Below are 26126 nucleotides of genomic sequence, written 5' to 3'. Positions count from 1 at the left end.
TAGAAGAGCAAGTATAATCACCTCTGATATTCCCAATGCAGAAAGGTATGGATATGGAATCTATTCATCTCAACCTTCATGGCGAGGCTCAGCCGCTGGATCGGTATTTTCAGAATTGCATTGGTTCCTGTCATGCATATCTGACCTTGCGAGAGGACTGGCGTGAGCATGCGCGTGCCATTCAACGAGAAATTGGTTTCCGCGCGGTACGGTCGCATGCCATTTTCCATGATCTGGTTGGTATTTACCAGATCCCCTGGGGGGGTGAGCGGGTCTTCAACTTCCAAAACCTGGATAAAATTTACGATTTCTGGCTTTCCATTGGCTTAAAACCTTTTGTGGAACTCAGTTTCACCCCGCGGGCGCTGGCAAGCGGTGATCATACGGTATTCCATTACGGTGCCAATGTCACCCCACCCAGAGATCGCGGTGAGTGGGAACTGCTTATCCACACATTTGCCACCCATCTGATAGAGCGCTATGGATTGGAAGAAGTACAGACGTGGTATTTTGAGGTCTGGAACGAGCCTGACCTGCAGGGAATTTTCTGGACCGGGAGCATGGAAGACTACTTTGACCTGTATGCGCTCACTGCTCGCGCGTTGAAGGGGGTGCACCCCTCACTCAAAGTAGGTGGACCGGCAACCTCCCGCAATCTGTGGGTGAAAGAGATGCTCGATTACTGCGCCGCTCATCAGGTGCCGATTGATTTTATCTCCACCCATCATTATTGTGCAGATGCCGCTTTTGAGATGGGGGAATTTTCAGGCGTTCACTGGCGAGGGCAAAAAGCCATGCTCCGCGATGTTCAGCGGACCGTGCAGGCGGTGCGTCAGTCGGCTTTTCCTCATCTTCCCGTCTTCTACACGGAGTGGAATGTCTCTCCCATTCACGAAGATGTCTACGGCAAGGATTCTGAATTTACTGCCGCATTTGTCCTGCAAACCATTAAAGACCTGAGCGGTTTACTGGATGTGTATTCCTACTGGGCGATTTCCGATGTTTTCGAAGAGTCCGGTCCGGGACTGACGCCGTTCAGCGGGAAGTACGGGCTGGTCAACCTGCATGGCATCAAGAAGCCTGTTTATCATGCTTTTCGATTCCTCAGCCAGTTGTACGATGAAGAACTGCTGAGCGAGGCGCCTTCTTTGCGGGTTACCCGTTCTCCCGAGGGGAACGTGCGTGTGCTGACCTGGAATTTTGTCGAGCCGGTCAACCCGGATTTCCATTCCGATTACCCTCTTTCTGGCGGAGATCGCGAAGAGGAAATTATCCTGGACGGTTTGCGGGGTGAATATGAAGTCATCGGGTATCGCGTAGATCGAGAACACAGCAATGCCTTCCGTGCCTGGCAGGCGATGGGCTCGCCGCAGTATTTGTCCCATGTTCAGGTGGAGCAATTAAAACAAGCCGCGGAGCCGGATGTCTGCTTCCATCAACGACTGGTTCTGGAAGGTACGCTGCGTCTGTCTCATGTGCTGCCTCCTTGCGGGGTTCGTTTTTATGACATTCGTCGGGTAGCGTAACCTTGTCAGAAAGGCGGGAGGGTGGGAAGATGGAACATTCTTCTAAACCGGATATTTGTCCAACCGTTCAGCACTTTGCCATGCCCGCTTTCATCCTGGGGACGTTTTTATTTGCCTGGGCTATCTGGCTGGTGCCGCGCTGGCTGAATCTACAGGATGCCATTGCACTGCGCCACTGGGTGGCGTTGGGTTCGTTTGCGCCGGCTTTGATGGTTCTGGTGCTTCAGTTCGTAGATCAGCAAGCCCGTCAGCGCTGGATGCAGGGCAGATGGCTGGAGGATCTTCTTCTCAGCATCCTTGCGGTCGCCGCGCTGTACTTCATTTGTCTGCCTTATGCTTCCAGTACCCCATTTCAGGTTTCCCTGTTGGGATGGGGAGCGCGGGTGATCCTCTTTGTGGCTGGCGGCGCTGTTTTATGGATGGTCCTTCGCCAGGTGTCTTTGCCACAAACTGTTAAAGGCTGGCTCATCTGGATTACCGCCGCTCTGGCATATCCTCTCCTGATGCTGGCAGGCTGGGGCATTTGGGCGCTGGCGACGGGTTCGGCGCAGATTCATTCCCCTGAGGGCGGAGCAGGCAGATTTGTGTTGACTGTGCTCACTTCCTGGGTTTATCTTTTTCTGTTTGGAGGAACACTGGGAAGCGAACCCGGCTGGCGCGGCTGGTATTTTTCGCGTCTGTTGAAACATCAGCCCTTTTGGGCGGCAGTCTTGATGACAGGTGGATTGGAAGCCCTCTGGATGGTGCCCCTGGTTTTCAATGGGTTGAATCCTGCAGTTGGTTCCCTGTGGCAGGAACTGGCGTATCGGGTATTGATGATTCTTCTTCATGCCGTGCTGCTGGGGTGGGTGTACGTGCGTTTACAGGGCAATCTTTTTCCAGTCATGTTGCTCCGCGCTGGGATGCTGGTAACACCCCTGTTTATTGATTTTACGCCGCTGAGTATAGGATTTCTTGTCATTCTTGCACTGGGATTAACCCTGAACGTTCGTCGCATTCCCGGGTTTCAATCAGGCTAAGGCTAAATTTCAGAACAACTTTTTGGTCTCTCCTACGTATATAAAAACGGAGAAGTTACAGGAGGAACCATGTCTGCCATTGTTCTGGTTCAGGAACTGGTGAAAACCTATGGGAATGTCCTTGCGGTGGATGGCATTTCCTTTGCTATCGAAGAAGGAGAGATTTTCAGCCTTCTCGGTCCCAACGGTGCAGGGAAGACGACCACCATTTCTATCCTTTCAACTTTGTTTCCCCCAACACGCGGCGAGGCCTGGATTGGCGGGTTTTCCATCACCCGTGAGCCCATGCAGGTTCGCCGCATGATTGGGGTGATCCCGCAGGAGATTGCCCTTTACGAAGATCTTAATGCCCGGGAAAACCTGCTTTTCTGGGGACAGATGGTGGGCTTGGAAGGCAAAGTCCTGAAACAACGTGTGGATGAAATTCTGGAACGGGTGGGGCTGGTAGAAAAAGCCCGACAGCCTGTCAAGACGTATTCGGGGGGGATGAAACGGCGTCTGAATATTGGGGTGGGATTGTTGCATGCTCCCCGTTTGCTGTTTATGGATGAGCCTACGGTAGGCATTGACCCCCAATCGCGGCGTGCCATTCTGGACATGGTCAAAGACTTGAATCGTTCTGGCGTGACTATCCTCTACACCACCCATTACATGGAAGAGGCGCAGGAACTTTCCCATCGTATCGGCATTATTGATCACGGAAAAATGATTGCCATCGGGACACTGTCTGAACTGATTCGCCAGATTGGCGAGCAGGAAAAAATCATCCTCTCGTTCAGTGAAGATCAACATCTGGCGCCTCTGGTGGATGATCTCAATGCATTAGCCGGTGTGAATCATGTCATTGCCGAAAACCATTCCGTGACCCTGATCGTGGACAAAGCCGAAGAGATTCTGCCCGAAGTCATGCAATGGGGGCACCAGCGCGGTTTGAAGATTCGCTCTCTCCAGATAGAAGAACCTGACCTGGAAGCCGTATTCCTTCATCTGACCGGTCGTGCTCTTCGCGATTGAGGGAGGGAACATGAAACGCCTCTGGTTGATTGCGGTGAAAGATTTGCGACTGGCGTTCCGTGACCGCGCCGCCTTGCTTTTCTTGCTGGTTGCGCCTTTTGCCCTGATTATGGGCATGGCGCTGATCTCCGGTCGGCTGACAACGCCTTCAGGCAGTAATACCGGCATTCGCGATATCCCTGTGTGGATCATTAATGAGGACGGGGCAGAACTGGGAAATGCGCTGGTCGAAATGATGACCTCGAGTGAACTGGCAGATTTGCTGGAACCGCAGGTGGTGCAGGATGTCCAGGCGGCGCGCCAGGCAGTCAATGAGGATCGGATCGCAGGTGTGGTGCGCATCCCTGCCGGGTTTACCCGCAGTATCATTCCGGCGCAGAGTGGCAACACATGGCAATTTGCCGAGCCGGTGCAGATTGAATTTTATGCCAACCCTTCCCGCCCTACCAGCGCAGGAATCGTGGAAGCCATTTTGCGCGAATTTCTCAGCCGGGTGGAAGCAGAGCGTATAAAGGGAAATACAGCGATTGTTCAAATGCTTCAATCTGGAATCCTTCCGTATGACCGGTTAGAAACGGTTACTCAGCAGATGAGCCAGGGGCTGGAGGCAAGCGACAGTACCGGTGGATTCATCCTCCAGATTGGCGATCAGAAGGGCCGGGAAGAGGTACAGTTTGACATCATGTCCTACATGGCTCCGGGGATGGCATTGATGTTCCTGATGTTCACTGCATCTTATGGGGGGCGTTCGTTTCTCGCGGAACGCCGCCAGCACACTCTCCAGAGGCTGCTTACCACACCCACCAGCGTGGTACAAATTTTTGGCGGCAAGATGCTGGGCATATTTCTTACCGGTGTGGCTCAAGTGCTCATTCTCATTGGAACCAGTACTTTGATTTTTGGCTTGAAATGGGGCGATGCCCTGGGGGTACTGGCGCTTGTCCTGTGTGCCACTTTTGCCGCTACCGGCTGGGGGTTGCTGATCACTGCATTTTCGCGCACTCCGGGGCAGGTGAGCGTGGTTGGCTCGGTGATGATGCTGGTCTTTGGCATTCTGGGGGGAAGTTTTATCAACACCCAACAATTCCCACCGTTCCTCCTCTTGCTTTCCCGGGTAACGCCAAATGCCTGGGGGCTGGATGGCTTTGCCATTCTGGCAAACGGCGGCAGGCTTGCGGATCTCTCACACACCCTTACCGGTTTGCTGGTCATGGGGGGCGTTCTCTTTGCGGTGTCTGTGTGGGCGTTTTCCCGAAACCGTCAACTGCTACAGTCGTAGGGGGGAGATATGAAGAAGATCCTGGCAATCATTCGAAAAGATATCCTTTTGCGGTTTTCTTCGCCGGCAGAGTGGTTGTTCTTCCTGATCCTGCCCATTGTTTTTACAGTTGTTCTCTCTATGGGAACGCCCTCTGAAAATGCGGATCACCGCTCGGTTTTACTGGTGGTGGATGAAGCCCAAACCTCTCTCTCGCGCGAGATTCTCCGGCAACTGGAAAAGTCGTCTGTTGTGCGACCGGTAGAGACAAACCGCCAGGATGCCGAACAGCGTTTCCGCGAGCGCAAAGTTGAGTTCTGGATGCTCATCCCTGAGGGCGTTACCGAAGAGCGTCAGCAAAAGGGTGAAGACCTTACTTTGACTTTTTACGAACAACCCAATCAAACCATTGCGCTGGCGGCTCGTCGTTCCGTGCAGGAATCCTTAAGAGCGGTGACGCAGAGCCTGCAGGCGGCGCAGTTCGCTGTAGAACAGGCAGAAGAGGTGCGCCCGTTTGAAAATGAGGCTCAGCGCCTGGCGTACTATCAAGAGGCGCGGAGTCTGGCGATTCGCCTTCAGAACGAAGCGCCTGAACGGCTGGCGGTCATTCGGGAAAACACGCCTGACTCCGTCCCTTATGATCCCCGCGCCAATTCTTCCGCCGGTCAGTTGATTACCTGGGTGTTTATTCCTCTGTTCGGTATTTCTGTTTTGATGGTGGGAGAACGTGAAGGTCATACACTTGCCCGTCTGATGACCACCCCTACCTCCGCGGGGACTTTTCTGGCGGGCACAATTTTAGGGCAGGTGTTTCTGGCACTTGTGCAGATGGCACTGCTGATTGGCTTTGGGATGGTTGTTTTGAAGGTGCCGTGGGGCAGAGAGCCGCTGGGACTGGCGTTGTTGCTGACTGCAAGCGCTCTTTCCGCTGCGGCGCTGGGCACTTTGCTGGGAACGATGGTGCGCTCAACTTCACAGGCGAATAACCTCAGCATCATGCTGGGTATGGTCATGGCGCTTCTGGGTGGGTGCTGGTATCCGCTGGAACTGTTCCCTCAAGCCGTTCAGACCGCGGTGAAGATTCTCCCTACCACATGGGCAATGCAGGGTATGCTGGATTTAACCCTGCGGGCTGGAAGTGTACGGGATATCTGGCTGGAATCCGGAGTTTTACTGGGGTTTGCGGCGGTATTCTTCCTGGTGGGCATCTGGCGGTTCCGCCGTCAGTTGAGATAGTGCTGTGGTGGTATAGACAAAGAGCGGAGCCTTTTGGATTGCGCTCCGCCCTTTGGTTATCAAAGAACATCTCTTACGAGTAGATTTTCTTCCAGCGGGCGATGATTTCATCCTCCCACTTTAAAGAATCCGAGTTTGGGATGCGCCCTTCGCGTTCCATGACTTCGAACACCTGCGCCATTCCTTCTTCCAGAGTGATGCGCGGCTGGAATTCCGGCACATCGCGGAAGAGTTTTTCAGCGCTGTAAATGACGTGATGGGCAAAAATTTCTTCGCAAATGCCAAATTCGGGGACATTCATGCGTTTCAAATCGGCAAACGGGATCCCCACCAGTTCGACTTCTTTTCCAAATACTTTTGCGGCGGTGCGGTGAAATTCTGCCCAGGTGGTGAACCCCCGTGCTACCATGTTATATACCTGTCCCAGGCACCGTTCCCGCCCAAGCACATACACAAACGCAGGTGCGGCGTCATCTACGTGCAGGAACTGATGCAGGGCATTGCCATCGCCGCACACCACGATGGGTTTGCCCTTGCGGGTGCGGCCAATCCACGAAAAATCCCAGGCAATTTGCCGGGGCAATCCCATGATGGGTCCGTAAGTTGTGGATGGTTTGATGATGGTCACCGGAAACCCCTCGCGATGGTAGGCTTCCAGGAAGACATGGTCGGCTTCCACCTTGCCGCGCCCGTATGGCGTGATGGGGCGGAGCGGGTGATCCTCGCTTACAGGAAGCCAGTCATAATCAATCCCGTAAGTGCATACGGTTGAGCACTGGACAAAATGGCTTACCCCGCGGAAGGCGCGCACACTGCTCTCGGCGTCCTCCCGGGTAAAGCACATCATGTCAATTGCCGCATCAAAGCGATAGGATTGCATCAGTGTTTCAAAGGTCTCGCGATCGTTCCGGTCGCCGATAATGGTCTTTGCTCCTTCAGGAACAGGGCGGCTTTTCCCGCGATTGAAACAGTACACTTCATGCCCCAGCGAAACCAGCAGACGCACGATGCTGGTGCTGATGTTTCCGCTTCCACCTACTACGCAAACTTTCATGCTATGCCTCCAGATCCAAAAATTGTGAAAGTATCCGCACAATCATGGAATGATATTCCATGCTAGCACAGTTTTCCCGATAGATACGCAGAAAACTCTCTGAATTTTGCTGGATTTGGTGAGTGAAATAAAACACCCCGCCTGTGGGGCGGGGTGTTGGTTCCGTTTTGGAAGGTTCGACTTAGCGAACTACAACCTGAGAAGCCTGCAGACCCTTGGGTCCTTTTTCGACCTTGAATTCAACGGTCTGACCCTCGTTGAGGGAGCGATAGCCATTACCTTCAATGGCGCTGTAGTGGACGAAGACGTCGGGTCCGTTTTCACGGGAAATGAAGCCATAGCCTTTTTCGCTGTTGAACCACTTGACGGTACCGAGGATACGTTCTGACATTGTTTTTGTCTCCTTATGACATAAAAAAAAATTGGGTGATGCTTTTTGTGTTCCATCGGTACTGCCTTCTTACATAAAAAAAGCCCGAGGACATGAACTGCCCTCGAACCGCCTGCTTTCCCAACGCGAACGAACCAGCATCTGTCTGAACAGTATTCTAAACCACCTCTGTAATTAAGTCAAGGAAATTTGAGAAATTGGTGTCAAATTCGTCAAATTCCTTCTACAACTTTCTGGAAGAAAGCCCGTTCCACTGCCAGGTGTTCATCTCTGGAATGAAGTGAAAAGCGGTAAGGTCCAGTTGCAGTGGTGTTACACTGACATACCCCTCGTGGATAGCGCCAATGTCGGTGCCGCGTTCAGGTACGCCGGTGGGACTGCTCCCGATGGTCCAGTAGTACGGGCGCCCGCGTGGATCCAGTCGCCTGTCCAGTTGATCGTGATAGACCCGCAGTCCCATACGGGTAATTTGCACGCCGCGAATCTCATCAAAGGGCAGGTAAGGGATGTTTACATTTAATAAAAGGTGTGGGGGTAACCCATACTGAAGGGTGGCAGTAACGATTTCCCGGGCAACCTGCGCCGCGGTGGAGAAATCGGGTGGGGTTTCCAGCGTCTCTGGAATATCGAGACTGAAGGCAATGGCTGGAATACCCCAGATGGCGGCTTCCATGGCTGCGGTGACCGTGCCGGAGTAGGTCACGTCATGCCCCAGATTGGCGGAAGAATTAATGCCCGAAATGACCAGATTGATTTTCTCATCAAAAAAACCGGCATTGGCAAGCGCAACACAATCGGAAGGGGCGCCGTCACAGGCAAATCCAACCAGTTCATGATCCATTTGAACAGACTTGACCCGTAAAGGACGATCCAGGGTGCGCACATGACCGGAGGAAGACCAGTTGCGTTCGGGGGCAAGCACACTCACCTGTCCCAGCGATGTTACAGCATTTGCCAGGGCCACTAAGCCGGGAGCGTTGATGCCGTCGTCGTTTGTAACCATGATGTGCATAGTAAATCCTCAATCCTTTTGTTTAAGTTTATCGTTATCCTGTTAACAAAAAGTGAAGAGTGGGTTATCAACGGGTAAAAAATTGCCCTAAAAATGACCCTTTTTCCCTCTTGACGATCTCTTCAGAGACGATATACTTGCCTTCAATATGTTCCCGGTTCACTGGTTTTGCCTGACTGCCGATAAGCGCGCCAAGCGCAACCTTCCCACACCCTTCGGGCGAGTGGGTTAGCGGCGTTTAAGCAGACTAGCAGGAACCTTTCTTTTTACGCCGAAAACTCCCCAAGCCCGGGGAGTTTTTTGATTTTCTCGCCAAGGAGGAACCGGAGATGGTGGAAATTCTGGACAGTACGTTGAGAGAGGGAGAGCAAACCCCTTACGTCAACTTCACCGTTGAGGAAAAGGTGGAGATTGCCCGCTGGCTCGATCGGGTGGGGGTCGAGATGATTGAGGCGGGCGATCCAAGTGTCTCTCCAAATGTATTTGAAGCTGTACGGAGAATTGCTTCGCTGGGGTTGCGTGCTGAAATTGTGGCTCACTCTCTGGCAACCCGTTCAGGCATTGAAAAAGCCCATGCCTGCGGTGTTCAGCGGGTGGTGGTGTTTTACCCGACTTCGCGCATTCATCTGGAAGCCAAGATGGGCAAGGGCGAGGAGGAGGCACTCCATGTCATTGTAGAACATGTTCGATTTGCCCGCAGTCTGGGGTTGAAGGTGCGTTATACCCCGGAAGATGCTTCCCGTACCGATTTTGAGTTCCTTGTGCGTGCCTGCAACAGCGCCATTGAAGCCGGAGCCGACCGGATCAGTTTTGCTGACACACTGGGAATTCTTCGACCGCACGAAATGTATGAACGCATCACGGCGCTGAAACAGCGCCTGCTTCCCTGCAAAATGGATTTACATTGTCATAACGATTACGGGCTGGCGCTTGCCAATGCTCTGGAGGGCGTTCGCGCTGGCGCAGATTGCATCCATACCACAGTGAACGGTATGGGGGAACGTACCGGTATTCCGGATCTGGCGGAAACCGTCCTTGCCCTGCACAACTTGATGGGCGTTCAGCACTACGATATACAGGCTTTGCCTCACCTTTCAGCGTATGTCGAGCGGGTTTCCGGTTTTTTCCTTGCCCCAAATAAACCTGTCACGGGATTGAATGCCTTTTCCCATAAGTCGGGAGTGCACACGAATGGAGTGCTGAAAGACCCCCGTACCTATGAGAGCATTGACCCGGCGCTTCTGGGACGTGAGCGACGCATTGTCATTGACAAATATACCGGAAAGCGGGCGGTAGCGGCGCGTCTGGCGGAGTATGGGGTGGAGGTGGACAACGAATCGCTGGAGAAGATTGTGGAAGAGATTAAACGGGTGGGGGATGAGCGCAAAATCCTCCACGATGCCGATATCGTTGAAATTGCCGAACAGGTGACCGGCAAACGCCTGGATATCTTTCCACGAGATATCCATGCCATTGTCATGATTTCCGTAGAATCCCATGTTTACACGGGGACGGTAGTCCGTCGTTTGAAAAACCTTAAATACGTGTCCAGCGTGTACGAAATTACCGGTGATCAGGATATTGCCGCTTATATCAAGGTACCGAACACCCTGGAACTGAACAACTTTATAGAAGAACTGCGCGCGATGTCGGGGGTCAAACAAACTGAGACCCGGGTGGTGCTGAAGAAACATGCAGAAAACGGTTTTGCTTAGGAGGAATGGTCATGGGAACGTTAGTGGAAGAAATTTTCTCCCGCCGTGCGGGTAGACCGGTACGAGCCGGTGAAATTGTCTTGCTGGATGTGGACTACATCATGAGCCACGATAACACCACTCCGCTGGCAATTAAAGCCTTCCGAGAGATTGGAAAACCCGTTCGCAATGTGGATCAGATTGTCATCCATTTTGACCACGCTTACCCGGCGCCGAATTTGTTAGCCGCTGAAAACCAGCAAAAGATTCTGCGCTTCATACGGGAACAGGGGATTCGTCATTTTTATCATCGTGGGGTGTGTCATCAGGTGATGATCGAAGAGGGCTTTGTCCGCCCCGGCGGAGTGGTGATTGGTGCGGATTCTCACACGGTGACGTATGGCGCCCTGGGTTGTTTTTCAACGGGACTGGGTTCCAGTGAGATTGGCGCAGCATGGATTACCGGAAAGTGCTGGTTCCGTACCCCTGAGACCATTTTAATTCGTCTGGAGGGCAGGACCGCCCCTGGTGTTTACAGCAAAGATGTAATGCTGTATCTGGCTGGTTTGCTGGGAATGGATGGCGCTACTTATCGCGCGCTGGAGTTTGAGGGCTCGTATATCCGGAATCTCCCTGTTCACGAGCGCCTGGTGTTTTCGAATATGTCGGTAGAACTGGGCGCAAAATGCGGATTGATTGCCCCCGATGAGGTTACTATCCAGTACCTGATGAGGGAAACTCGCGCTCGCCCCCCGTTTGATCTCTTTGCCGCTGAACATCCTCGTTATGAACGGGTGGTGGAACTGGATGTCAGCACCTTAGAGCCGCAGGTAGCCTGTCATCCCGACGTGGATCAGGTCAAACCGTTGCGGGAGGTAGAGGGCTTACCCATTGATGAAGTGTACATTGGTACCTGCACCAACGCGCGGTATGAGGATTTGGAAATTGCCGCTGGAATTTTCCGCGGTAAACAGGTTCATCGCTTTACCCGCGTGCTGGTAACACCTGCCAGTCAGACAATTTACGAAAAAGCCATGGCAAATGGTCTCATCGAGGTGTTTCTGCAAGCCGGTTGTACGGTTAACGCTCCGGGGTGTGGTGCCTGCCTGGGCAGGCACGGCGGTGTACTTGCGCCGGGGGAGCGGGCGTTTACCACGATGAACCGCAATTTCATTGGACGTATGGGAAGTCCGGAAGCGGAAATTTATCTGGGCAGTCCTGCCGCAGCGGCAGCGACTGCGCTGGAAGGGTGCATTGCTGATCCCCGCAAATATTTGTAGATGGAGGAAGACATGGGAAGAGTCTGGAAATTTGGCGAAAACCTGAATACTGATGAAATTATCCCCGCACGGTTTAACATCACTATTGACGAGCGCGAACTGGCAGCAAAAGCCTTTTGTGAAATCCGTCCGGATTTTGCCCAGCAGGTTCAGCCGGGAGATGTCATTGTGGCGGGAGGGAACTTTGGGTGCGGCTCCTCTCGCGAGCATGCCGCAGTAGCCATTCGCGGTACGGGCGTGAAGTGTATCATTGCTCCTTCGTTTGCGCGGATTTTCTTCCGCAATGCAATCAATATCGGTTTGCCTATCCTCGAGTGTCCGCAGGCAACCGAGATTGAGGAAGGTGATGAGGTGGAGGTGGACTTGAGCCGCGGTGAGATTCACAATCTCACTCAGGGGAAGGTGTACCACACCAACGCCTTACCAGACTTTGTGCTCAAAATTGTCCATGCCGGCGGGCTGGTGCGCTTTCTTCGCGAACACGATATCGAGGAATTGATGGCATGAAGACTTACCGGATTGCCCTGTTAGGCGGGGATGGAATTGGTCCAGAGGTAATTCATGCCGCCCGTCGGGTATTGGAGGCGCTTCCCATTGGCTGGGAATGGCTGGAGGGTGAGATTGGCTGGCAGGCGTATCAGCAGTGGGGTGATCCTCTGCCTGCAGAAACTCTCGACTGCATTCGTCGGGCAGATGCTGCCCTGTTTGGCGCTGTAACGACTCCACCCGATGTGCCCGATTACCGTTCGCCGGTATTGCGTCTGCGCCAGGAACTGGATTTATTTGCCAATTTGCGCCCGTGCCGTTCCATTCCTCATCCCATCTCCCGCCCGGATGTGGATCTGCTGGTGGTGCGCGAAAATACCGAAGACCTGTATGTGGGACGGGAACGTGTCGAAGAGGATGGAGAGATGGCTGTGGCGGAGATGGTGATCACCCGTCGGGCGTCTGCGCGGATCATGCGCGTAGCCTGTGAGCAGGCTCGCCAGCGCAATCTGCGCCGTGTGACTGTTGTGCATAAAGCCAATGTCATGCGCCAGACCAGTGGATTGTTTCGCCGGGTAGCCCTGGAGGTAGGCAGGGCGTATCCCGACCTACAGGTGGATGAAATGCTGGTGGACACCTGCGCCATGGAATTGATTCGCGCTCCCCAGTCGTTCGGTGTGATCGTTACTACCAATCTCTTTGGGGATATTCTCAGCGATGAAGCCTCCATGCTGGTGGGGGGATTGGGAGTGGCATGCTCCGCCAATATAGGAGAACGAATGGCGGTGTTTGAGCCTGTCCATGGCAGTGCCCCTGTTCTGGCGGGGAAGGATCAAGCCAATCCGCTGGCGACAATTGGTAGCGCCGCGATGATGCTGGAGTATTTGGGTGAAGGTATGTTGGCGCGGCGTCTTGAAAAAGCCATCAATCGGGTAATTGCAGTCCGCCAGGTGACGCCCGATTTGGGCGGGACGCTGGGCACACAGGCAGTGGCTGAAGCGGTGATTCAACAATTGCTGTTAGAAGAAGAGGTGCAGGAATGATCAGGGTGGGCTTCTTATACACTCGTCTGCGGGTGGAAGAAAAATACCTGCTGGAGGAACTTTCACGCCGACCGGATGTGGAGGTTGTCCCGATCAATGATGGGGATTTGTTCTTTGATATTGCTCATCCTCCGTTGAAAATGGATGTGCTGTTTGAGCGCTCGGTTTCGTATTCCCGGGGCTTATACATTTCCCGAATTTACGCCGCACACGGGGTGCCGGTGGTCAACACACCTGAGGTTGCCGAGCGTTGTGGCGATAAATACGTTACCAGCCAGATTCTGGTGCAGGCAGGTATTCCTACCCCAAGGGTGCTGATGGCATTTTCGGAGGAAGCCGCTCTGGCGGCGTGCGAGGCAGTCGGATACCCCTGTGTCCTGAAGCCCGTGGTGGGTTCCTGGGGCAGGTTGCTGGCAAAAGTGAATGACCGCTCTTCCGCGGAAGCCTTTATTGAGCATAAAGCCACGCTTGGCGGGGTTCACCATCAAATTTTCTACATTCAGGAATACATCGAAAAACCCGGCAGGGATATCCGCGCCTTTGTGGTGGGAGATGATACCATTGGCGCAATTTACCGGCATTCGGAAAACTGGATCACCAACACTGCTCGCGGCGGACAGGCAACCAACTGCCCGGTAACCCCGGAACTGGCGGAGATTTGCGCCAAGGTTGCTCATGCTATGGGCAGGGGATTACTGGCAATTGACCTGTTCGAAACCCCAAAGGGGTTGACGGTCAACGAGGTCAACCACACCATGGAATTCCGCAACAGCATTGCCACCACCGGAGTGAACATTCCCGCCCGCATGGTGGATTATGTGCTTGCTCAGGTGCGGTCGGATAAAGAAACGGCTTGAGGTTCTGTTTTCGGTGGAAATAAAATCTTGTGGTTGCCAGTGGTGAAAAGGATAAACGCCAGCACGCAAATACCTGCCAGCAAGCCATAAACGGGATTAGCCCCAAGGGTGTCGTACAAGCCGCCGGTCAGCAGGGCGCTGACAACAGATGCCAGATTCATGGTGGAAACCAGAATGCCCTGCGCGGTGGCTTTCAAATTTTCCGGGGCATTTTGATTGTTAAATTGCAGAGCGGCGTTCCAGTACAGCACGTACGAAACCCCGTTCAGCCCATTGACCGCAATTGCCCATTCCGGGGTGGGGATGACTGTGTATAAAGACACCCGCGCGATATACCCGATGATAGCAAACCAGAGGGTGCGGGTAATACCCAGCCGGCGCATGATGTTGCCGGAGTAGAGCATGAACGGAATCTCAAAAATGGCTGCCGCCGAGGCTACAATCCCAACCAGGCTGTCGCTGGCTCCCATCCCTTTGAGTTTAATGCCCAGAAAACTGATGGCTCCGCTGCTGGCGAGCCAGATGAGAAAGGTGGTGATGAGAAACACCCCCCAGCCAGGCTGGTGCAGGAGTGTACCCAGGGTTTTGAACGAGGGCAAAGCCGAACGGGACGCGCTGGCGCTGGTATCGGGTAAACGCAGTGTGAGCAGGGCGTACAATCCCATGATGACGCAATACACGGGAAACATCCAGCGCAGTCCCACGCGCTCAAAGAGAAATCCAATTGTCAATGTGGTAGAGATGTAACCGAAGGTGCCGCCAAGACGGAATTTCCCATACTCATGACGGCGGTCGCCCAGTAAGTTTAATGCCAGACTGTCCATCAGGGTCATGATGGCGGCATTGAAGAAGGCAAATGTGCAGGCAATTGCCAGAAAAGCCGGAAACGCCTTCGCGAGCGGGTACAGCAAAGAAATCGCGCCATTTGTCGCAATGGCAAAAGCCAGTAACAGGCGTGCCTTGCCAGTGCGGTCGCTGAGATACCCCCACAACGTCGAGGCAAAAAACGCTACCAGCCCGCCGCACATGTTGATAATCCCGATTTGCGGGCTGGCTAATCCGGCTTGCCGCAGGAAAATGAGAAAGTAGGTGAAGTAAATCCCTCCTGCCGCAAACATTAAAAAGTACAGAGCAAAGAGAATATTTGGACTGTTGGAAGAAGTCCGTGAAATGCTCATACAGTGGATATCCGGGGTGAACGATTGAAGGCAAACAGGACAAACGCGGCTAAACAAAACAGGGTCAGTATCCGGAACATCCCCGAGGGTCCAGCGGTGTCATACAACCATCCACTTAGCAGGGCTCCCACCATGGCAGATAAATTGGTGGTGGCGACAAACAAGCCCTGAGCGGTGGCTTTATACTCCGCCGGAGACAGTTGGAACGCGTAACTGATAGCACTGTTCCAGAAAAATACGTAGGTTGGACCGTTCAAAGCGCTGATTCCCAGCACCCAGTAAGGTGAGGGCATGATTGAGTACAATCCCAGCCGCAGTGCATAGAACGCCATGGAAATCCACAGGATGCGGGTGACCCCAAAGCGTTGCAGAAACCATCCGCTATAGTACATGAAGGGGATTTCCATGATGGCGGCGATGGTTCCTGCCAGACCAATCAAACTGCTGGTTCCGCCCATGTCCTGAATGGTTACACCCAGAAAGTTGAGGAAGCCCGCGCTGGCTGTCCATACCAGAAAGACGCACAGGATGAATAACAGCCAGGCTGGCTGGGTCACCATGCCTTTCAGCGAGGCTTTCTGCCGGGTAGCGGCAGGAATTTGAATGACCGGCAGGCGCAGGGCGATGATCCCCAGCAGAATCATGATCACCAGATAAACCGGGAAAATCAGCGTCAAGCCAAACCGCTGGTAAACAAACCCTCCCAGCGAGGCGGTCAGGATGTATCCCAGTGAACCACCCAGACGATAGCGCCCGTAGTGACCGCGCTGATCGCCCAGGAGGGTAAGGGTGAGGGCATCGGTCAGGGTAAAAGCCGAGGAAGTAAAAACGCCGATGCCAATGGTGAGTGCCAGGAGTGCCGTGAAGGTTCTCATATAGGGGGTAAGAAAAAATAACCCACCGGCCAGGAACCCGCCAATGGATAAAATCAAGCGCGCCTGCCCGGTGCGGTCGCTCAGGTATCCCCAGAGTGTTGCTCCCAGCATGCTGGTCAGAGCGCCGATGGTGCTGAGCAAGCCAATCTGTGTGCCCGTAAGTCCAATCGAGGCGTAGTAGACGTTGATAAACGTAAAACTGACCCCAATGCTTGCATACAGCAGGAAGAAAAGCCACCACAGGGTGCGCAAGGGTTTTTGATTGGGATGAGCGGCGGCGTTGTGAGAGTTCATATCCACAAATTTTACTATGAAGACCTCTGGATTTTCCGGGCAATTTTCCACACAGAGATTACACCGGTACAGCGGTAGATACCGATTCGGCAACCACCTCTTCTGCAGTGACTTCCCGTCCCCATTTCTGGGACAGGTAAATGCCTTCTGAAATCAACATGGTGTTCAGTGCCAGTTCGGCGGTCGGCAGGAGCGGGACCCGCCCCTGAAGCGCCGCCACCCAGTGATGTTGAGCGCTGTCGTAGCCATCGGCATTTTCTCGCAGGGTGTGCAGGCGCCAGTTGAATCCCCCCATATTGGCAGTGGCGTTGATGTCCAGGTCGCCCAGACTGTAGAAAAAGCCAAATGGATGCAGACAAATGCCGGCTTTCGATCCAAAGATCATTGAACCCTGCATCCCGTCCATGTGTACTGCCCATGCTTCGAAGATATCCATGGTCAGGTTGTTCTCAAAGCGCACGAGCCCCAGACCCAGTTCTTCTACATCGTACCCGCTCTTTGTGCGGCGTTCGGTATCCATCTCCGTTTCCTGATAGGTTGCCCCGGAAACGCGCAGGACGCGCGGATTCCCAATCAACCACAACATGGCGGCAATGTGATACACCCCCAGGTCGTACAGCGCTCCGCCCGAGCAAACCGCTTTCTGGACGAACTGCGCCGAGCCATATCCATCCACATATGGGCGTCCACGGCGGCGAAAGCCCACCGAACGGGCGTGATAAATGTGTCCCAGCAAGCCCTGATCGATCAGGGACCGGGCGGCTTTGGCTTCATCTTCAAACAGGGTGTTGAGTTGAATGGAAAGCATCTTGCCGGTTTCCTGGGCGGTGCGGTACATCTGCAGGGCATCCACGTAAGCGCCAGCCATGGGCTTTTCACAGTACACATGCTTGCCCGCACGCAAAGCCGCAACTGTCACCGGCATGTGGAAATTATTGTGCAGGCATACATCTACGGCTTCAATGTCGTCCCGTTCCAGCAGTTTACGGAAATCGGTGTACACATACGGAATCCGATAGGTTTCCGCCACCTTGCGGGCTTCATTTTCATTTATGTCGGCAATGGCAATTACTTCTACTCCTTGAATTTCTCTGGTGTACAGGTCGAGATGACGTTTGCCAATCTGTCCAACTCCAATGACTCCAACACGTACTGTATTCTTCATGGCAGAATCCTCCTGTGAATTTTTCCAATCCCTGCACCCTGAAAAGCCTGCTGATCCCTGTGTGCTTGAGGAACCCAGGATTGGTTATAGACTCAACCCGGGAAAAAGGCAAGTCTTCTTTCTACATGTGCTTGCACCCATAAGGATTCTCTTTATCATATTCAAAAAATCTGATTGTTCATCATAAGAACTGCGTATCATTGTGAAATTTGCCACCAGATTTATTCCTGTGTTATACTTGCTGGTGTAGAGAATTTGGGTAAGGCTTGGAAGGATTTTCATGCTCACCGATTATCTCCCCCTTGTTGTCATCATTGTGTTTTCTGTCATTCTCGCTTTTCTGGTTGTGGCATTGGGACACTTATTTGGTCCCAAACGACCGAGCGAGAAGAAATCCATGCCTTATGAATCGGGTATGGTGCCCTACGGTCCCGGGCAGCGGCGCATGACGGTGCGTTACTACCTGATTGCCGTTTTGTTCATCCTGTTTGACATTGAAGTGGTGTTTTTCCTGCCCTGGGCGGTAGCCTTCCGCGACCTGGGTCTTCCCGGTTTTCTCTTAATGGTTGCGTTTGTGGTGGTCTTAGAGGTCGCGCATTTGTATGCGTGGAAGAAAGGAGCGCTGGAATGGGAGTAGAGCAAAAACTTGGAAATGCCGGTGTGGTGACCCTCAAACTGGAAGAAGCGGTCAACTGGGCACGCACCAATGCCATGTGGCCCATGCTGTTCGGTCTGGCGTGCTGTGCAATTGAAATGATGGCGGCTCAAGCGTCGAATTACGACATGAGCCGTTTTGGTATGGAACTGATGCGTGCCAGTCCGCGTCAGTCGGATTTGATGATTGTGGCGGGACGGGTGAGTCGTAAGATGGCACCCGTTTTGCGTCAGTTGTATGACCAGATGCCATATCCCAAGTGGGTGATTGCCATGGGCGATTGTGCGTCCTGTGGTGGAGTTTTCAACAACTATGCCATTCTCCAGGGCGTGGATGAAATTGTGCCTGTGGATGTGTACGTGGCGGGTTGTCCCCCCCGCCCTGAAGGATTGATTCACGGCGTGTTGACCCTGCACGATAAAGTAAGCAAAGAAAAACTGACCAAGTGGGCTTAAGGCCTGAGGGACAAGGAAGGCTGAGAATGGACGAGAAAATGCGCACTGTGGTAGAAGGCTTACAGAGCCGTTTTAACCTTGACGTGCAGGAATTCCGGGGCGAGGTGACCCTGATTGTGCCTCCCGAGCACATTGTTTCTGTGGCACAGTCTTTGCGGGATGACTATGGATTTGAGCAACTGGTGGATGTGACTGCGGTGGATTACTTCCCGCAACTGGAGCCGCGTTTCCACGTGGTGTATCACATTCGCTCACTGGCTCAAACGCTCATCATCTGCCTGCGTGTGCCGCTGAATGGCAACTACCCCTCGGTTTCGACGGTAGAGAAGGTGTACCCGGGCGCCAACTGGTATGAGCGCGAAGTGTATGACATGTTTGGCATCACCTTTGAAGGACATTCCGATTTACGCCGCATCCTCATGCCCTATGACTGGCAGGGACACCCGTTGCGCAAGGACTATCCTCTGGGATATGAGGAAGTGCAGTTCTCATTCAATATTGACGAAGTCCTGAAGCGGAAATTACGCCCTCAGGAATGAATCGCGGAGAGTGGTTATGACGAATATCCGTGAAGTATCGGTGGACGAACTCAGGCATCTGGTTTCCGAGCGGGCATTGCAGGGCGAAACCATGTTGCTGAACATGGGACCTCAGCACCCCTCAACGCACGGGGTTTTGCGTCTGTTGCTGGAACTGGATGGGGAAATCGTGGTCAACTGCATTCCCGACATTGGCTTTCTCCACACAGGGGTGGAGAAATCAATGGAAAGCAAGACCTATCAAAAAGCCGAGGTAATGACCGATCGGCTGGATTACCTCAACCCGATTGGAAACAACCTGGTGTACTGCCTGGCGGTGGAAAAACTACTGGATCTGGATGTGCCTCCCCGCGCGCAAGCCATTCGGGTTATTCTGGCAGAGTTGACCCGCATTGGTTCTCATTTGCTCTGGCTGGGTACCTCGGCACTCGATCTCGCGGCGATGTCCGTCTTCCTTTACACCATGCGCGAACGCGAGAAAATTCTGGATATCTTCGAGATGGTCTCCGGACAGCGCATGATGACCACCTACATCCGCCCCGGTGGCTTGTGGCGGGATGTGCCGGTGGAGTTTGAAGACGCGGTGTACAAATTTATTGATGAACTGCCCCGCGAAATTGAGAAGTACCATGACTTGCTGGATGAGAATGAACTTTTCCTGGATCGCACCAAAGGCGTTGCGGTGATTACGAAGGAAGAGTGCCTCGCCTACGGCGTCACAGGACCGGTATTGCGGGCGGCGGGAATGGCTTATGATATCCGTAAAGCCATTCCTTACTCGGGGTATGATCAGTACGATTTCAACATCCCAACCCGCACAGAAGGCGATGTGTACGCCCGTTACGCCGTGCGCATGGACGAGATGGATGAATCGCTGAAGATCATCCGTCAGGCGCTGGATAAACTTCCCTATGGTCCCGTACGCAGCAACAACCGAAAATATGTGCCGCCGCCGCGCTCGGAAATTGGCGTGAGCATGGAGGCACTCATTCATCACTTCAAACTCTGGACGGAAGGCTTTTATCCACCCAGGGGGAGCGTGTATGTGGCAACCGAATCACCCCGTGGGGAATTGGGAGTCTTCCTGGAAAGCGATGGCAGCCCCAAACCGTATCGGGTGCATTACCGCACGCCGACTTTTGCCAATTTGCAGGTCATGCCCATTTTGACCCGTGGACAGTTCATTGCCGATGTGGTTGCGGCAATTGGAAGCATTGACATTGTTCTGGGAGATGCGGACCGGTGAACGAGTTATTGCAGACCTACCCTGAAGAAGTAAAACAAATTCTGGCAAAGTATCCGGCTGAATATAAGCGTTCAGCCGTCATGCCGTTATTGTATCTGGCTCAACGCAAGGAAGGGTATGTGCCCCGTCAGGCGTTGGAGGATATCGCTGAAATCCTCGAAATCACTCCCACTGAAGTCGCCTCGATTGTGGGCTTTTACACCCTCTATTATGATCAACCTGCCGGACGCTACCGCATTCAGGTCTGTACGGACCTGCCCTGCGCCCTGCGCGGTGCTGATCGTTTCCTGGAGGAACTGTGTCAGCGTCTGGGCATCCGCGAAGGGGAAACCACCCCGGATGGGCTGTTTACTGTGGAAGCGGTGAAGTGTCTGGCGGCATGCCATCGCGCGCCGGTCTTTCAGGTTCAGGGCGATGGAGAAATCGAATACCACGAGAATCAGACGGTGGAACTGACCCTGGCGTGGATGGAACAGGTGCGTGAGAAAGTGCGCGCTGAGAAGGAGGCGCAATCATGAGCCAGTATATCCTCTTACGCCATCGCGAGATTCCCAATCTGGATCAACTGGATGTGTACCTGAAACACGGCGGTTTTGAGGCACTTAAAAAAGTAGTCACTCAAATGCAGCCCGCCGATGTGGTCAATGAGGTCAAAGCCTCCGGACTGCGTGGACGGGGTGGAGCAGGTTTCCCGACCGGTGTGAAGTGGTCCTTCCTGCCGAACAACATCTGGCCCCATTACGTGGTGTGTAACGCTGATGAGTCTGAGCCGGGCACGTTCAAAGACCGTGAGATTCTGGAAAGCAACCCTTTCCAGTTGCTTGAAGGACTGATGATTGCCAGTTATGCCGTGCAGGCAAATGTAGCCTATATTTACCTGCGCGGAGAATTCTGGCAGATTGCTCATCAACTGGATGAGAAGATTGCCGAACTGGAAAAAGCCGGCTTGTTAGGGGATAACCTGTTTGGCACAGCCTATAGTTTGCGTATTTACACCCATCTGGGTGCAGGGGCATACATCTGCGGCGAAGAAACCGCTCTGCTGGAATCGCTGGAAGGAAAACTGGGGCAACCTCGCCTTCGCCCGCCTTTTCCGGCGGTGTATGGATTATACGGTAAGCCCACGGTGGTTAACAATGTGGAAACACTGGCCAATCTGCCCCCGATTCTGGAAAACGGGGCGCAGTGGTACCGCAGGTTTGGCACCGAGAAAAGCCCCGGAATGAAGATTTTCTGCCTCTCCGGCAATGTCAATCGCCCCGGCAATTACGAACTGCCGCTGGGTACCACCTTCCGCGAATTAATTTACACTCACGGCGGCGGCATTCCGGAAGGCAGAAAGGTCAAAGCCATATTGCCTGCGGGCGCTTCTTCCGCCATCATTGCTGTCAATGATGATACCATTCTGGATACCCCCATGGATTACGAATCCGTGGCGGCTATAGGCTCGCAACTGGGTTCGGCTTCGGTCATTGTTGCCGACGAAACGGTCAATATGGCATGGCTGGTTGCCAGAACGGTCAATTTCTTCAAGCACGAATCCTGTGGAAAGTGCACCCCCTGTCGCGAAGGAACGTTCTGGATGAACCGTATTGCTCAGCGCATGATGGCGGGTAAAGCCACCGAAAGCGATGTGGATTTACTGGAAACCGTAGCCAATCAAATTGCCGGAAAATGTCTGTGCGCGCTGGGTGAGTTTTCCGTCATGGCGGTGCAGACAGGTATTGGGCAATTCCGTGTGGATTTTCTCAATCAGGTGAAACAAACAGCGCCTGCAACACAGGGCGACTGAGGATTGCGAGGGCTTCATGGCAAACGAAGTAACCCTGACGATTGATGGTAAAACGGTTCGTGTCCCCCAGGGCACGTTGATTGTGGATGCGGCGAAGAAAATCGGGATTGATGTGCCGGTGTTCTGTTACCATCCCAAGATGGAACCGGTGGGCATGTGTCGCATGTGCCTGGTGGAGGTCGGGCGTCCGGTCATGGATCGGGCAACCAATCAGCCCGTTCTGGAAGCCGATGGCACCCCAAGAATTGCTTTCGGTGCTAAACTGGAAACCGCCTGCACCACGCCGGTCTCTGAAGGCATGGTGGTCATTACCCAGAATCAGAAGGTTGCCAGCGCACGCCGTGAGGTGCTGGAGTTCCTGCTTACCTCGCATCCGCTGGACTGCCCTATTTGCGACAAGGGCGGCGAATGCCCTCTCCAGAATCTCACCATGGGGTATGGTCCCGCTGAGAGCCGCTTCCTCTTTGAGGAAAAAATGCACCTTGCCAAGCATGTTCCGCTGGGCGAATTGATTTACCTGGATCGCGAGCGTTGTATTCAGTGCGCCCGCTGTGTGCGCTTCCAGAAGGATCTGGTGGATGACCCGGTGATTGGTTTTTATCAGCGCGGCAGGTCGCTGGAGATTGTGACTTACTCGGAGCCCGGCTTTGATTCTTATTTCTCGGGCAATACCACCGATATCTGTCCGGTCGGTGCGCTGACCACGGCAGATTTCCGCTTCGGCGCCCGCCCGTGGGAACTCAAGCCGGTGGCGTCCATTTGTACGCATTGCCCGGTGGGGTGCAACCTGACCTTCAACGTGCGCCGGGAAGCCGCTTCGGGCGGCAAACTGGTGATCAAACGCGCCATGCCCCGCCAGAATGAATTGGTCAATGAAATCTGGATTTGCGATAAAGGTAGATTTGCCTACCACTTTGTCGAAAGCCCACAGCGTCTCACCCAGCCACTGGTGCGGAAAAATGGCGAACTGGTCCCGGCTTCATGGGAAGAAGCCCTGGAGGCAGCCGCTCAGGGTTTGAAGCAGGCAGGGGAAAACCTGGTGGTGCTGGCTGGTGGACGCCTTTCTAACGAAGATTTGTTCAATCTGCGTAAACTGGCAGATGCTCAGCGCGGTAAAGCCATCCTCTATACCCACATGGGCGGCGGAGATTTGACTCAACAGGTGGGGTTGACCCCTGGAAGCAACCTGGGATCGCTGGGCAAAGGGGATGCGGTGCTGGTGATTGCCGCAGACCTGCACGAGGAAGCCCCCATCTGGTGGATGCGCCTGAAAGCCGCCGCTGAACGCGGAGCGGTTCTGGTGGTGGCCGGGGCGCGCCCGACCCGCCTGGAACGCTACGCCGCTAAAGTGATGCGCTACCGTTACGGTGAGGAATTGAACATCATCCAGTCGCTCATGGATGGGGCTGTGCCGGAGTTGTCACAGGCTGAAAACCTGGTGGTATTCTATGGAGCGGAGGGTCTGGATCTGCTGGGTACCAATGCGCTGGCACAAGCCTGTGCCACCTTGCTGTACAGGAGCGGACATTACGGACGCCCGAACAATGGCCTGGTGGGGGTGTGGAAAGAAGGGAACGCTCAGGGTGCCTGGGATATGGGCTTCCATACGGTAGGAAATTACACCCGCACATTGAGCGAGGCTGCGGCTGTGCTCATCGCTGCCGCTGACCCTGCCGGAGATGACCCGCTTCTGGCACAGGCGCTGGATCGGGCAGGGTTTGTGGTGGTTCAGGAACTCTTCCTGACCGAGACTGCCCGCCGTGCAGATGTGGTCTTCCCTGCCCAATCCTTTGCGGAGCGTGAAGGCACATTTACCAGCGGCGAACGTCGGGTTCAGCGTTTCTACCCGGTGATTTATCCTGTACCGGACTGCCGCGCGGATTTTGTCATCACTGCACAGGTTGCCCGCAAGTTAGGACATGCTCTGGAAATGGCATCACCTGCGAAAGTCTTCCTCCAGATTGCTTCGGAAATCTCTCACTATCAGGGGCTGACTTACCCTCGTCTGGCGGAAGTGGAAGAGCAATGGCCCCCCGTAGGACGCAGTGACCTCTACTACGGCGGAACGGCGTATGACAACCGTCAGGGCATGGGGGTGGCGCTTCCGGCTCTCTGTCAACAGCAAGGCTGGCAACTCCCGATGTTTTGGAACGACCGCCTGCCTGAACGAACCTTTGAACTGGCGGCGATGAATCAGCAGGGAATGGTCTGGCTGGTGCCGTTCAATCGCCTTTACGACCGCGGAACAACAGTGAAGCCTTCTCAATTGCTGGAAAAGCGCATGGTTTCTGCTCATATTGCCCTCCATCCTGAAACAGCCCGGGCTGTTGGCTTAAGCGGGGTGGAGAAGGTGCAGGTTGAAGGATTGGATGGTCCCCTGCCGCTGGTGCTGGATGAAACCCTCCCGCAGGGAGTGGCTTTCTATCCGCGCAGTGCAGGCGTGCCGGCGCTGGCGCCGCGAGGGGTAAAACTTCATGCCGTGAAAGCAGAGGTACAGGAAGGGTAGCAGACATGGATGGCGCAATGATCCTTGAGTGGGTGTTGAAATCGGTTTTTATTTTGCTGTTCATGACCGCAGGGTTTGCCTATACTACCCTGTTCGAACGGCGCATGATTGCCAAGTTTCAGGCGCGCATTGGGCCGAACCGCGCCGGACCATGGGGCTTGCTCCAACCCGTAGCCGATGGCTTGAAACTCATCTTCAAAGAGGAACTCATCCCGGCACATGCCGATAAGGTGATGTTTGTGCTTGCTCCGGTTATCACGGTGATTCCCTCGCTGATTGTCACCGCTGTGGTACCGTGGGGTGGGGTGGTGGATTTATTTGGCAGGAAAGTCCCCCTTTATCTGGCGGATGTGAATGTTGGCTTGCTGTATATCATGGCGGTTACTTCGATTTCAGTTTATGGCATCACGCTGGCGGGTTGGGCTTCAAACAACAAATATGCCACGCTGGGCGGTTTGCGTTCCACTGCACAGATGATTTCCTACGAAATCGCGATGGGTTTTTGTTTCGTTGTACCGGTTTTGCTGGCTGGTTCCCTGAGTCTGGTGGATATCGTTGAAGCGCAGAAGAAAATCTGGTTCATCTTTCTCCAGCCGGGAGCGGCAATCATTCTCGCAATTACCATGTACGCCGAGGTCAACCGGGCGCCGTTTGACATGCCTGAGGCAGAGCAGGAACTCACTGCCGGGTATCACTCGGAATATTCCGGTATGAAGTTTGCCCTGTTCTTCATGGCAGAATACATCAAGATGATTGCTGTTTCGATGATCTTCGCCACTCTGTTCCTGGGGGGCTACCACTTCCCCTTTGTGGATCAGATCCCGGTCATTGGACCTTACCTGGGTCCCTTTGTTCTGCTGGCAAAGACGCTGGTGTTGTTATTTGGGTTCATCTGGGTTCGAGCAACTCTGCCGCGGATCCGTTACGACCGTCTGATGGCATTTGGCTGGAAGGTGCTTTTCCCGCTTTCTCTGCTTTCAGTGCTGGTCACAGCGGCGATGGTTTTACTGGTTAAGTAATCAGGAGGTGGTGGATGTTCAAAGGTTTGCTGACCACGTTGAAAGAATGGGCTGGAAAGCCAGTGACCATTCAATATCCGGAAGAAAAACGCCCGGTACGCACCCGCTTTAAAGGACGCCATGTGCTTAAACGCTACGAAAACGGTCTGGAGAAATGTATCGGGTGCTCGTTATGCGCCGCGGCATGCCCTGCAGATGCAATTTTCGTTGAGGCAGCGGAGAACACCGACGAAGAGCGCTATTCTCCCGGTGAACGGTATGCGCGGGTTTATGAAATCAACATGCTTCGCTGTATCTTCTGCGGTTTCTGCGAAGATGCCTGTCCAACCGAAGCCATTGTGCTGGGCGATAATTATGAGTTGTCTTTTACCGACCGGCATCAGTCTATTTACACCAAAGAGATGTTGCTTGAGCCGGTGCCGGAGGGTGGAAAACCCACCCCTCAGCAAACGCCGCCGGGGGTTTATGTGCGCGCAGTTCCTGCCATGCAAGACCCGCAAGATTAGGCGGGGTATCTCCTTCAGGAGGGGAA

25 protein-coding genes are annotated in these 26126 nt (G+C 53.8%); 19 read left to right on the top strand and 6 right to left on the bottom strand.

Going from position 1 to position 26126, the window contains the following annotated elements; translation table 11 throughout:
- Positions 1-47 precede the first annotated feature (47 nt).
- The 5 genes from LHF31_RS00900 (at position 48) to LHF31_RS00880 (ending at position 6053) form a co-directional block, all read left to right on the top strand.
- Positions 48-1526, top strand: a complete 1479-nt coding sequence (locus LHF31_RS00900) for a hypothetical protein (protein WP_298004867.1) — start codon at positions 48-50, stop codon at positions 1524-1526.
- 29 nt (positions 1527-1555) lie between these two features.
- Positions 1556-2545, top strand: coding sequence for a CPBP family glutamic-type intramembrane protease (locus LHF31_RS00895; RefSeq protein WP_303773191.1), 990 nt, complete (start codon positions 1556-1558; stop codon positions 2543-2545).
- A gap of 69 nt (positions 2546-2614) precedes the next feature.
- On the top strand, positions 2615-3559 hold the full coding sequence (locus LHF31_RS00890) for an ATP-binding cassette domain-containing protein (protein WP_298004861.1): 945 nt from the start codon (positions 2615-2617) through the stop codon (positions 3557-3559).
- 10 nt (positions 3560-3569) lie between these two features.
- Positions 3570-4838: an ABC transporter permease gene (locus LHF31_RS00885; RefSeq protein ID WP_298004858.1), complete on the top strand. Its 1269-nt coding sequence runs from the start codon at positions 3570-3572 to the stop codon at positions 4836-4838.
- Positions 4839-4847: 9 nt separating this feature from the next.
- Complete coding sequence (locus tag LHF31_RS00880; RefSeq protein WP_303773188.1) at positions 4848-6053, top strand: ABC transporter permease; 1206 nt, start codon at positions 4848-4850, stop codon at positions 6051-6053.
- A 73-nt stretch (positions 6054-6126) separates the two neighbouring features.
- Here the strand turns inward: LHF31_RS00880 and LHF31_RS00875 are convergent, their stop codons facing one another.
- The 3 genes from LHF31_RS00875 to surE all read right to left on the bottom strand — a co-directional run bounded on the left by LHF31_RS00875 (position 6127) and on the right by surE (position 8510).
- Positions 6127-7107, bottom strand: coding sequence for an NAD-dependent epimerase/dehydratase family protein (locus LHF31_RS00875; protein WP_303773186.1), 981 nt, complete (start codon positions 7105-7107; stop codon positions 6127-6129).
- A gap of 181 nt (positions 7108-7288) precedes the next feature.
- Positions 7289-7498: a cold-shock protein gene (locus tag LHF31_RS00870; RefSeq protein ID WP_298002881.1), complete on the bottom strand. Its 210-nt coding sequence runs from the start codon at positions 7496-7498 to the stop codon at positions 7289-7291.
- 223 nt (positions 7499-7721) lie between these two features.
- Positions 7722-8510 (bottom strand): 5'/3'-nucleotidase SurE, encoded by a 789-nt coding sequence (gene surE, locus LHF31_RS00865; protein WP_303773183.1) that lies wholly within the window; start codon positions 8508-8510, stop codon positions 7722-7724.
- Positions 8511-8839: 329 nt separating this feature from the next.
- Here surE and LHF31_RS00860 point away from each other — a divergent pair, with 329 nt between their 5' ends.
- From LHF31_RS00860 to lysX, 5 genes are read left to right on the top strand one after another with little or no spacing between them, the layout of a single operon-like run.
- Positions 8840-10225: an Lrp/AsnC ligand binding domain-containing protein gene (locus tag LHF31_RS00860; RefSeq protein ID WP_303773181.1), complete on the top strand. Its 1386-nt coding sequence runs from the start codon at positions 8840-8842 to the stop codon at positions 10223-10225.
- A gap of 11 nt (positions 10226-10236) precedes the next feature.
- Positions 10237-11484, top strand: a complete 1248-nt coding sequence (locus tag LHF31_RS00855) for a 3-isopropylmalate dehydratase large subunit (protein WP_303773180.1) — start codon at positions 10237-10239, stop codon at positions 11482-11484.
- A gap of 12 nt (positions 11485-11496) precedes the next feature.
- Positions 11497-11991: a 3-isopropylmalate dehydratase small subunit gene (locus tag LHF31_RS00850; protein WP_303773179.1), complete on the top strand. Its 495-nt coding sequence runs from the start codon at positions 11497-11499 to the stop codon at positions 11989-11991.
- On the top strand, positions 11988-13013 hold the full coding sequence (locus LHF31_RS00845) for an isocitrate/isopropylmalate dehydrogenase family protein (RefSeq protein ID WP_303773178.1): 1026 nt from the start codon (positions 11988-11990) through the stop codon (positions 13011-13013). Before LHF31_RS00850 ends, LHF31_RS00845 begins: the two co-directional genes overlap by 4 nt.
- The gene (lysX, locus tag LHF31_RS00840) at positions 13013-13870 is read left to right on the top strand and encodes a lysine biosynthesis protein LysX (protein WP_369685042.1); all 858 of its coding nucleotides are present in this window, start codon (positions 13013-13015) and stop codon (positions 13868-13870) included. The genes LHF31_RS00845 and lysX overlap by 1 nt, the downstream gene beginning before the upstream one ends.
- On the opposite strand, the gene LHF31_RS00835 is transcribed toward lysX, so the two are convergent.
- From LHF31_RS00835 to LHF31_RS00825, 3 genes are read right to left on the bottom strand one after another with little or no spacing between them, the layout of a single operon-like run.
- Positions 13840-15048: an MFS transporter gene (locus tag LHF31_RS00835; protein ID WP_303773175.1), complete on the bottom strand. Its 1209-nt coding sequence runs from the start codon at positions 15046-15048 to the stop codon at positions 13840-13842. The two genes, lysX and LHF31_RS00835, sit on opposite strands and share 31 nt — an antisense overlap.
- Positions 15045-16217, bottom strand: a complete 1173-nt coding sequence (locus LHF31_RS00830; protein ID WP_303773174.1) for an MFS transporter — start codon at positions 16215-16217, stop codon at positions 15045-15047. Before LHF31_RS00830 ends, LHF31_RS00835 begins: the two co-directional genes overlap by 4 nt.
- Positions 16218-16275: 58 nt before the next feature.
- Positions 16276-17382: a Gfo/Idh/MocA family protein gene (locus LHF31_RS00825; protein WP_298002853.1), complete on the bottom strand. Its 1107-nt coding sequence runs from the start codon at positions 17380-17382 to the stop codon at positions 16276-16278.
- Positions 17383-17662: 280 nt separating this feature from the next.
- Between LHF31_RS00825 and LHF31_RS00820 the strand changes: the two genes are divergently transcribed.
- The 9 genes from LHF31_RS00820 to nuoI are packed head-to-tail and all read left to right on the top strand — an operon-like array spanning position 17663 to position 26100.
- Positions 17663-18019 (top strand): NADH-quinone oxidoreductase subunit A, encoded by a 357-nt coding sequence (locus LHF31_RS00820; protein WP_298002850.1) that lies wholly within the window; start codon positions 17663-17665, stop codon positions 18017-18019.
- Complete coding sequence (locus tag LHF31_RS00815) at positions 18010-18492, top strand: NADH-quinone oxidoreductase subunit B (RefSeq protein WP_298002849.1); 483 nt, start codon at positions 18010-18012, stop codon at positions 18490-18492. The genes LHF31_RS00820 and LHF31_RS00815 overlap by 10 nt, the downstream gene beginning before the upstream one ends.
- Before the next feature lie 26 nt (positions 18493-18518).
- Positions 18519-19031 (top strand): NADH-quinone oxidoreductase subunit C, encoded by a 513-nt coding sequence (locus tag LHF31_RS00810; RefSeq protein WP_298002846.1) that lies wholly within the window; start codon positions 18519-18521, stop codon positions 19029-19031.
- A gap of 16 nt (positions 19032-19047) precedes the next feature.
- Positions 19048-20277, top strand: a complete 1230-nt coding sequence (gene nuoD, locus LHF31_RS00805; protein WP_298002843.1) for an NADH dehydrogenase (quinone) subunit D — start codon at positions 19048-19050, stop codon at positions 20275-20277.
- Positions 20274-20795 (top strand): NAD(P)H-dependent oxidoreductase subunit E, encoded by a 522-nt coding sequence (gene nuoE / locus LHF31_RS00800; RefSeq protein ID WP_298002840.1) that lies wholly within the window; start codon positions 20274-20276, stop codon positions 20793-20795. The genes nuoD and nuoE overlap by 4 nt, the downstream gene beginning before the upstream one ends.
- Positions 20792-22069 (top strand): NADH-quinone oxidoreductase subunit NuoF, encoded by a 1278-nt coding sequence (nuoF, locus tag LHF31_RS00795; protein ID WP_298002837.1) that lies wholly within the window; start codon positions 20792-20794, stop codon positions 22067-22069. The genes nuoE and nuoF overlap by 4 nt, the downstream gene beginning before the upstream one ends.
- A 16-nt stretch (positions 22070-22085) precedes the next feature.
- Positions 22086-24575: an NADH-quinone oxidoreductase subunit NuoG gene (nuoG, locus tag LHF31_RS00790; protein WP_303773169.1), complete on the top strand. Its 2490-nt coding sequence runs from the start codon at positions 22086-22088 to the stop codon at positions 24573-24575.
- Positions 24576-24580: 5 nt separating this feature from the next.
- The gene (gene nuoH, locus LHF31_RS00785; RefSeq protein ID WP_298007265.1) at positions 24581-25594 is read left to right on the top strand and encodes an NADH-quinone oxidoreductase subunit NuoH; all 1014 of its coding nucleotides are present in this window, start codon (positions 24581-24583) and stop codon (positions 25592-25594) included.
- 14 nt (positions 25595-25608) lie between these two features.
- Positions 25609-26100 carry an NADH-quinone oxidoreductase subunit NuoI gene (gene nuoI, locus LHF31_RS00780; RefSeq protein WP_298007267.1) on the top strand — a complete coding sequence of 164 codons (492 nt, stop codon included), beginning with the start codon at positions 25609-25611 and terminating at the stop codon, positions 26098-26100.
- Positions 26101-26126: the final 26 nt, after the last annotated feature.

The organism is Anaerolinea thermophila, from assembly GCF_020723905.1.
GTDB classification, from domain to species: domain Bacteria; phylum Chloroflexota; class Anaerolineae; order Anaerolineales; family Anaerolineaceae; genus Anaerolinea; species Anaerolinea thermophila_A.
This window is presented reverse-complemented; position numbering and strand designations above follow the sequence as displayed.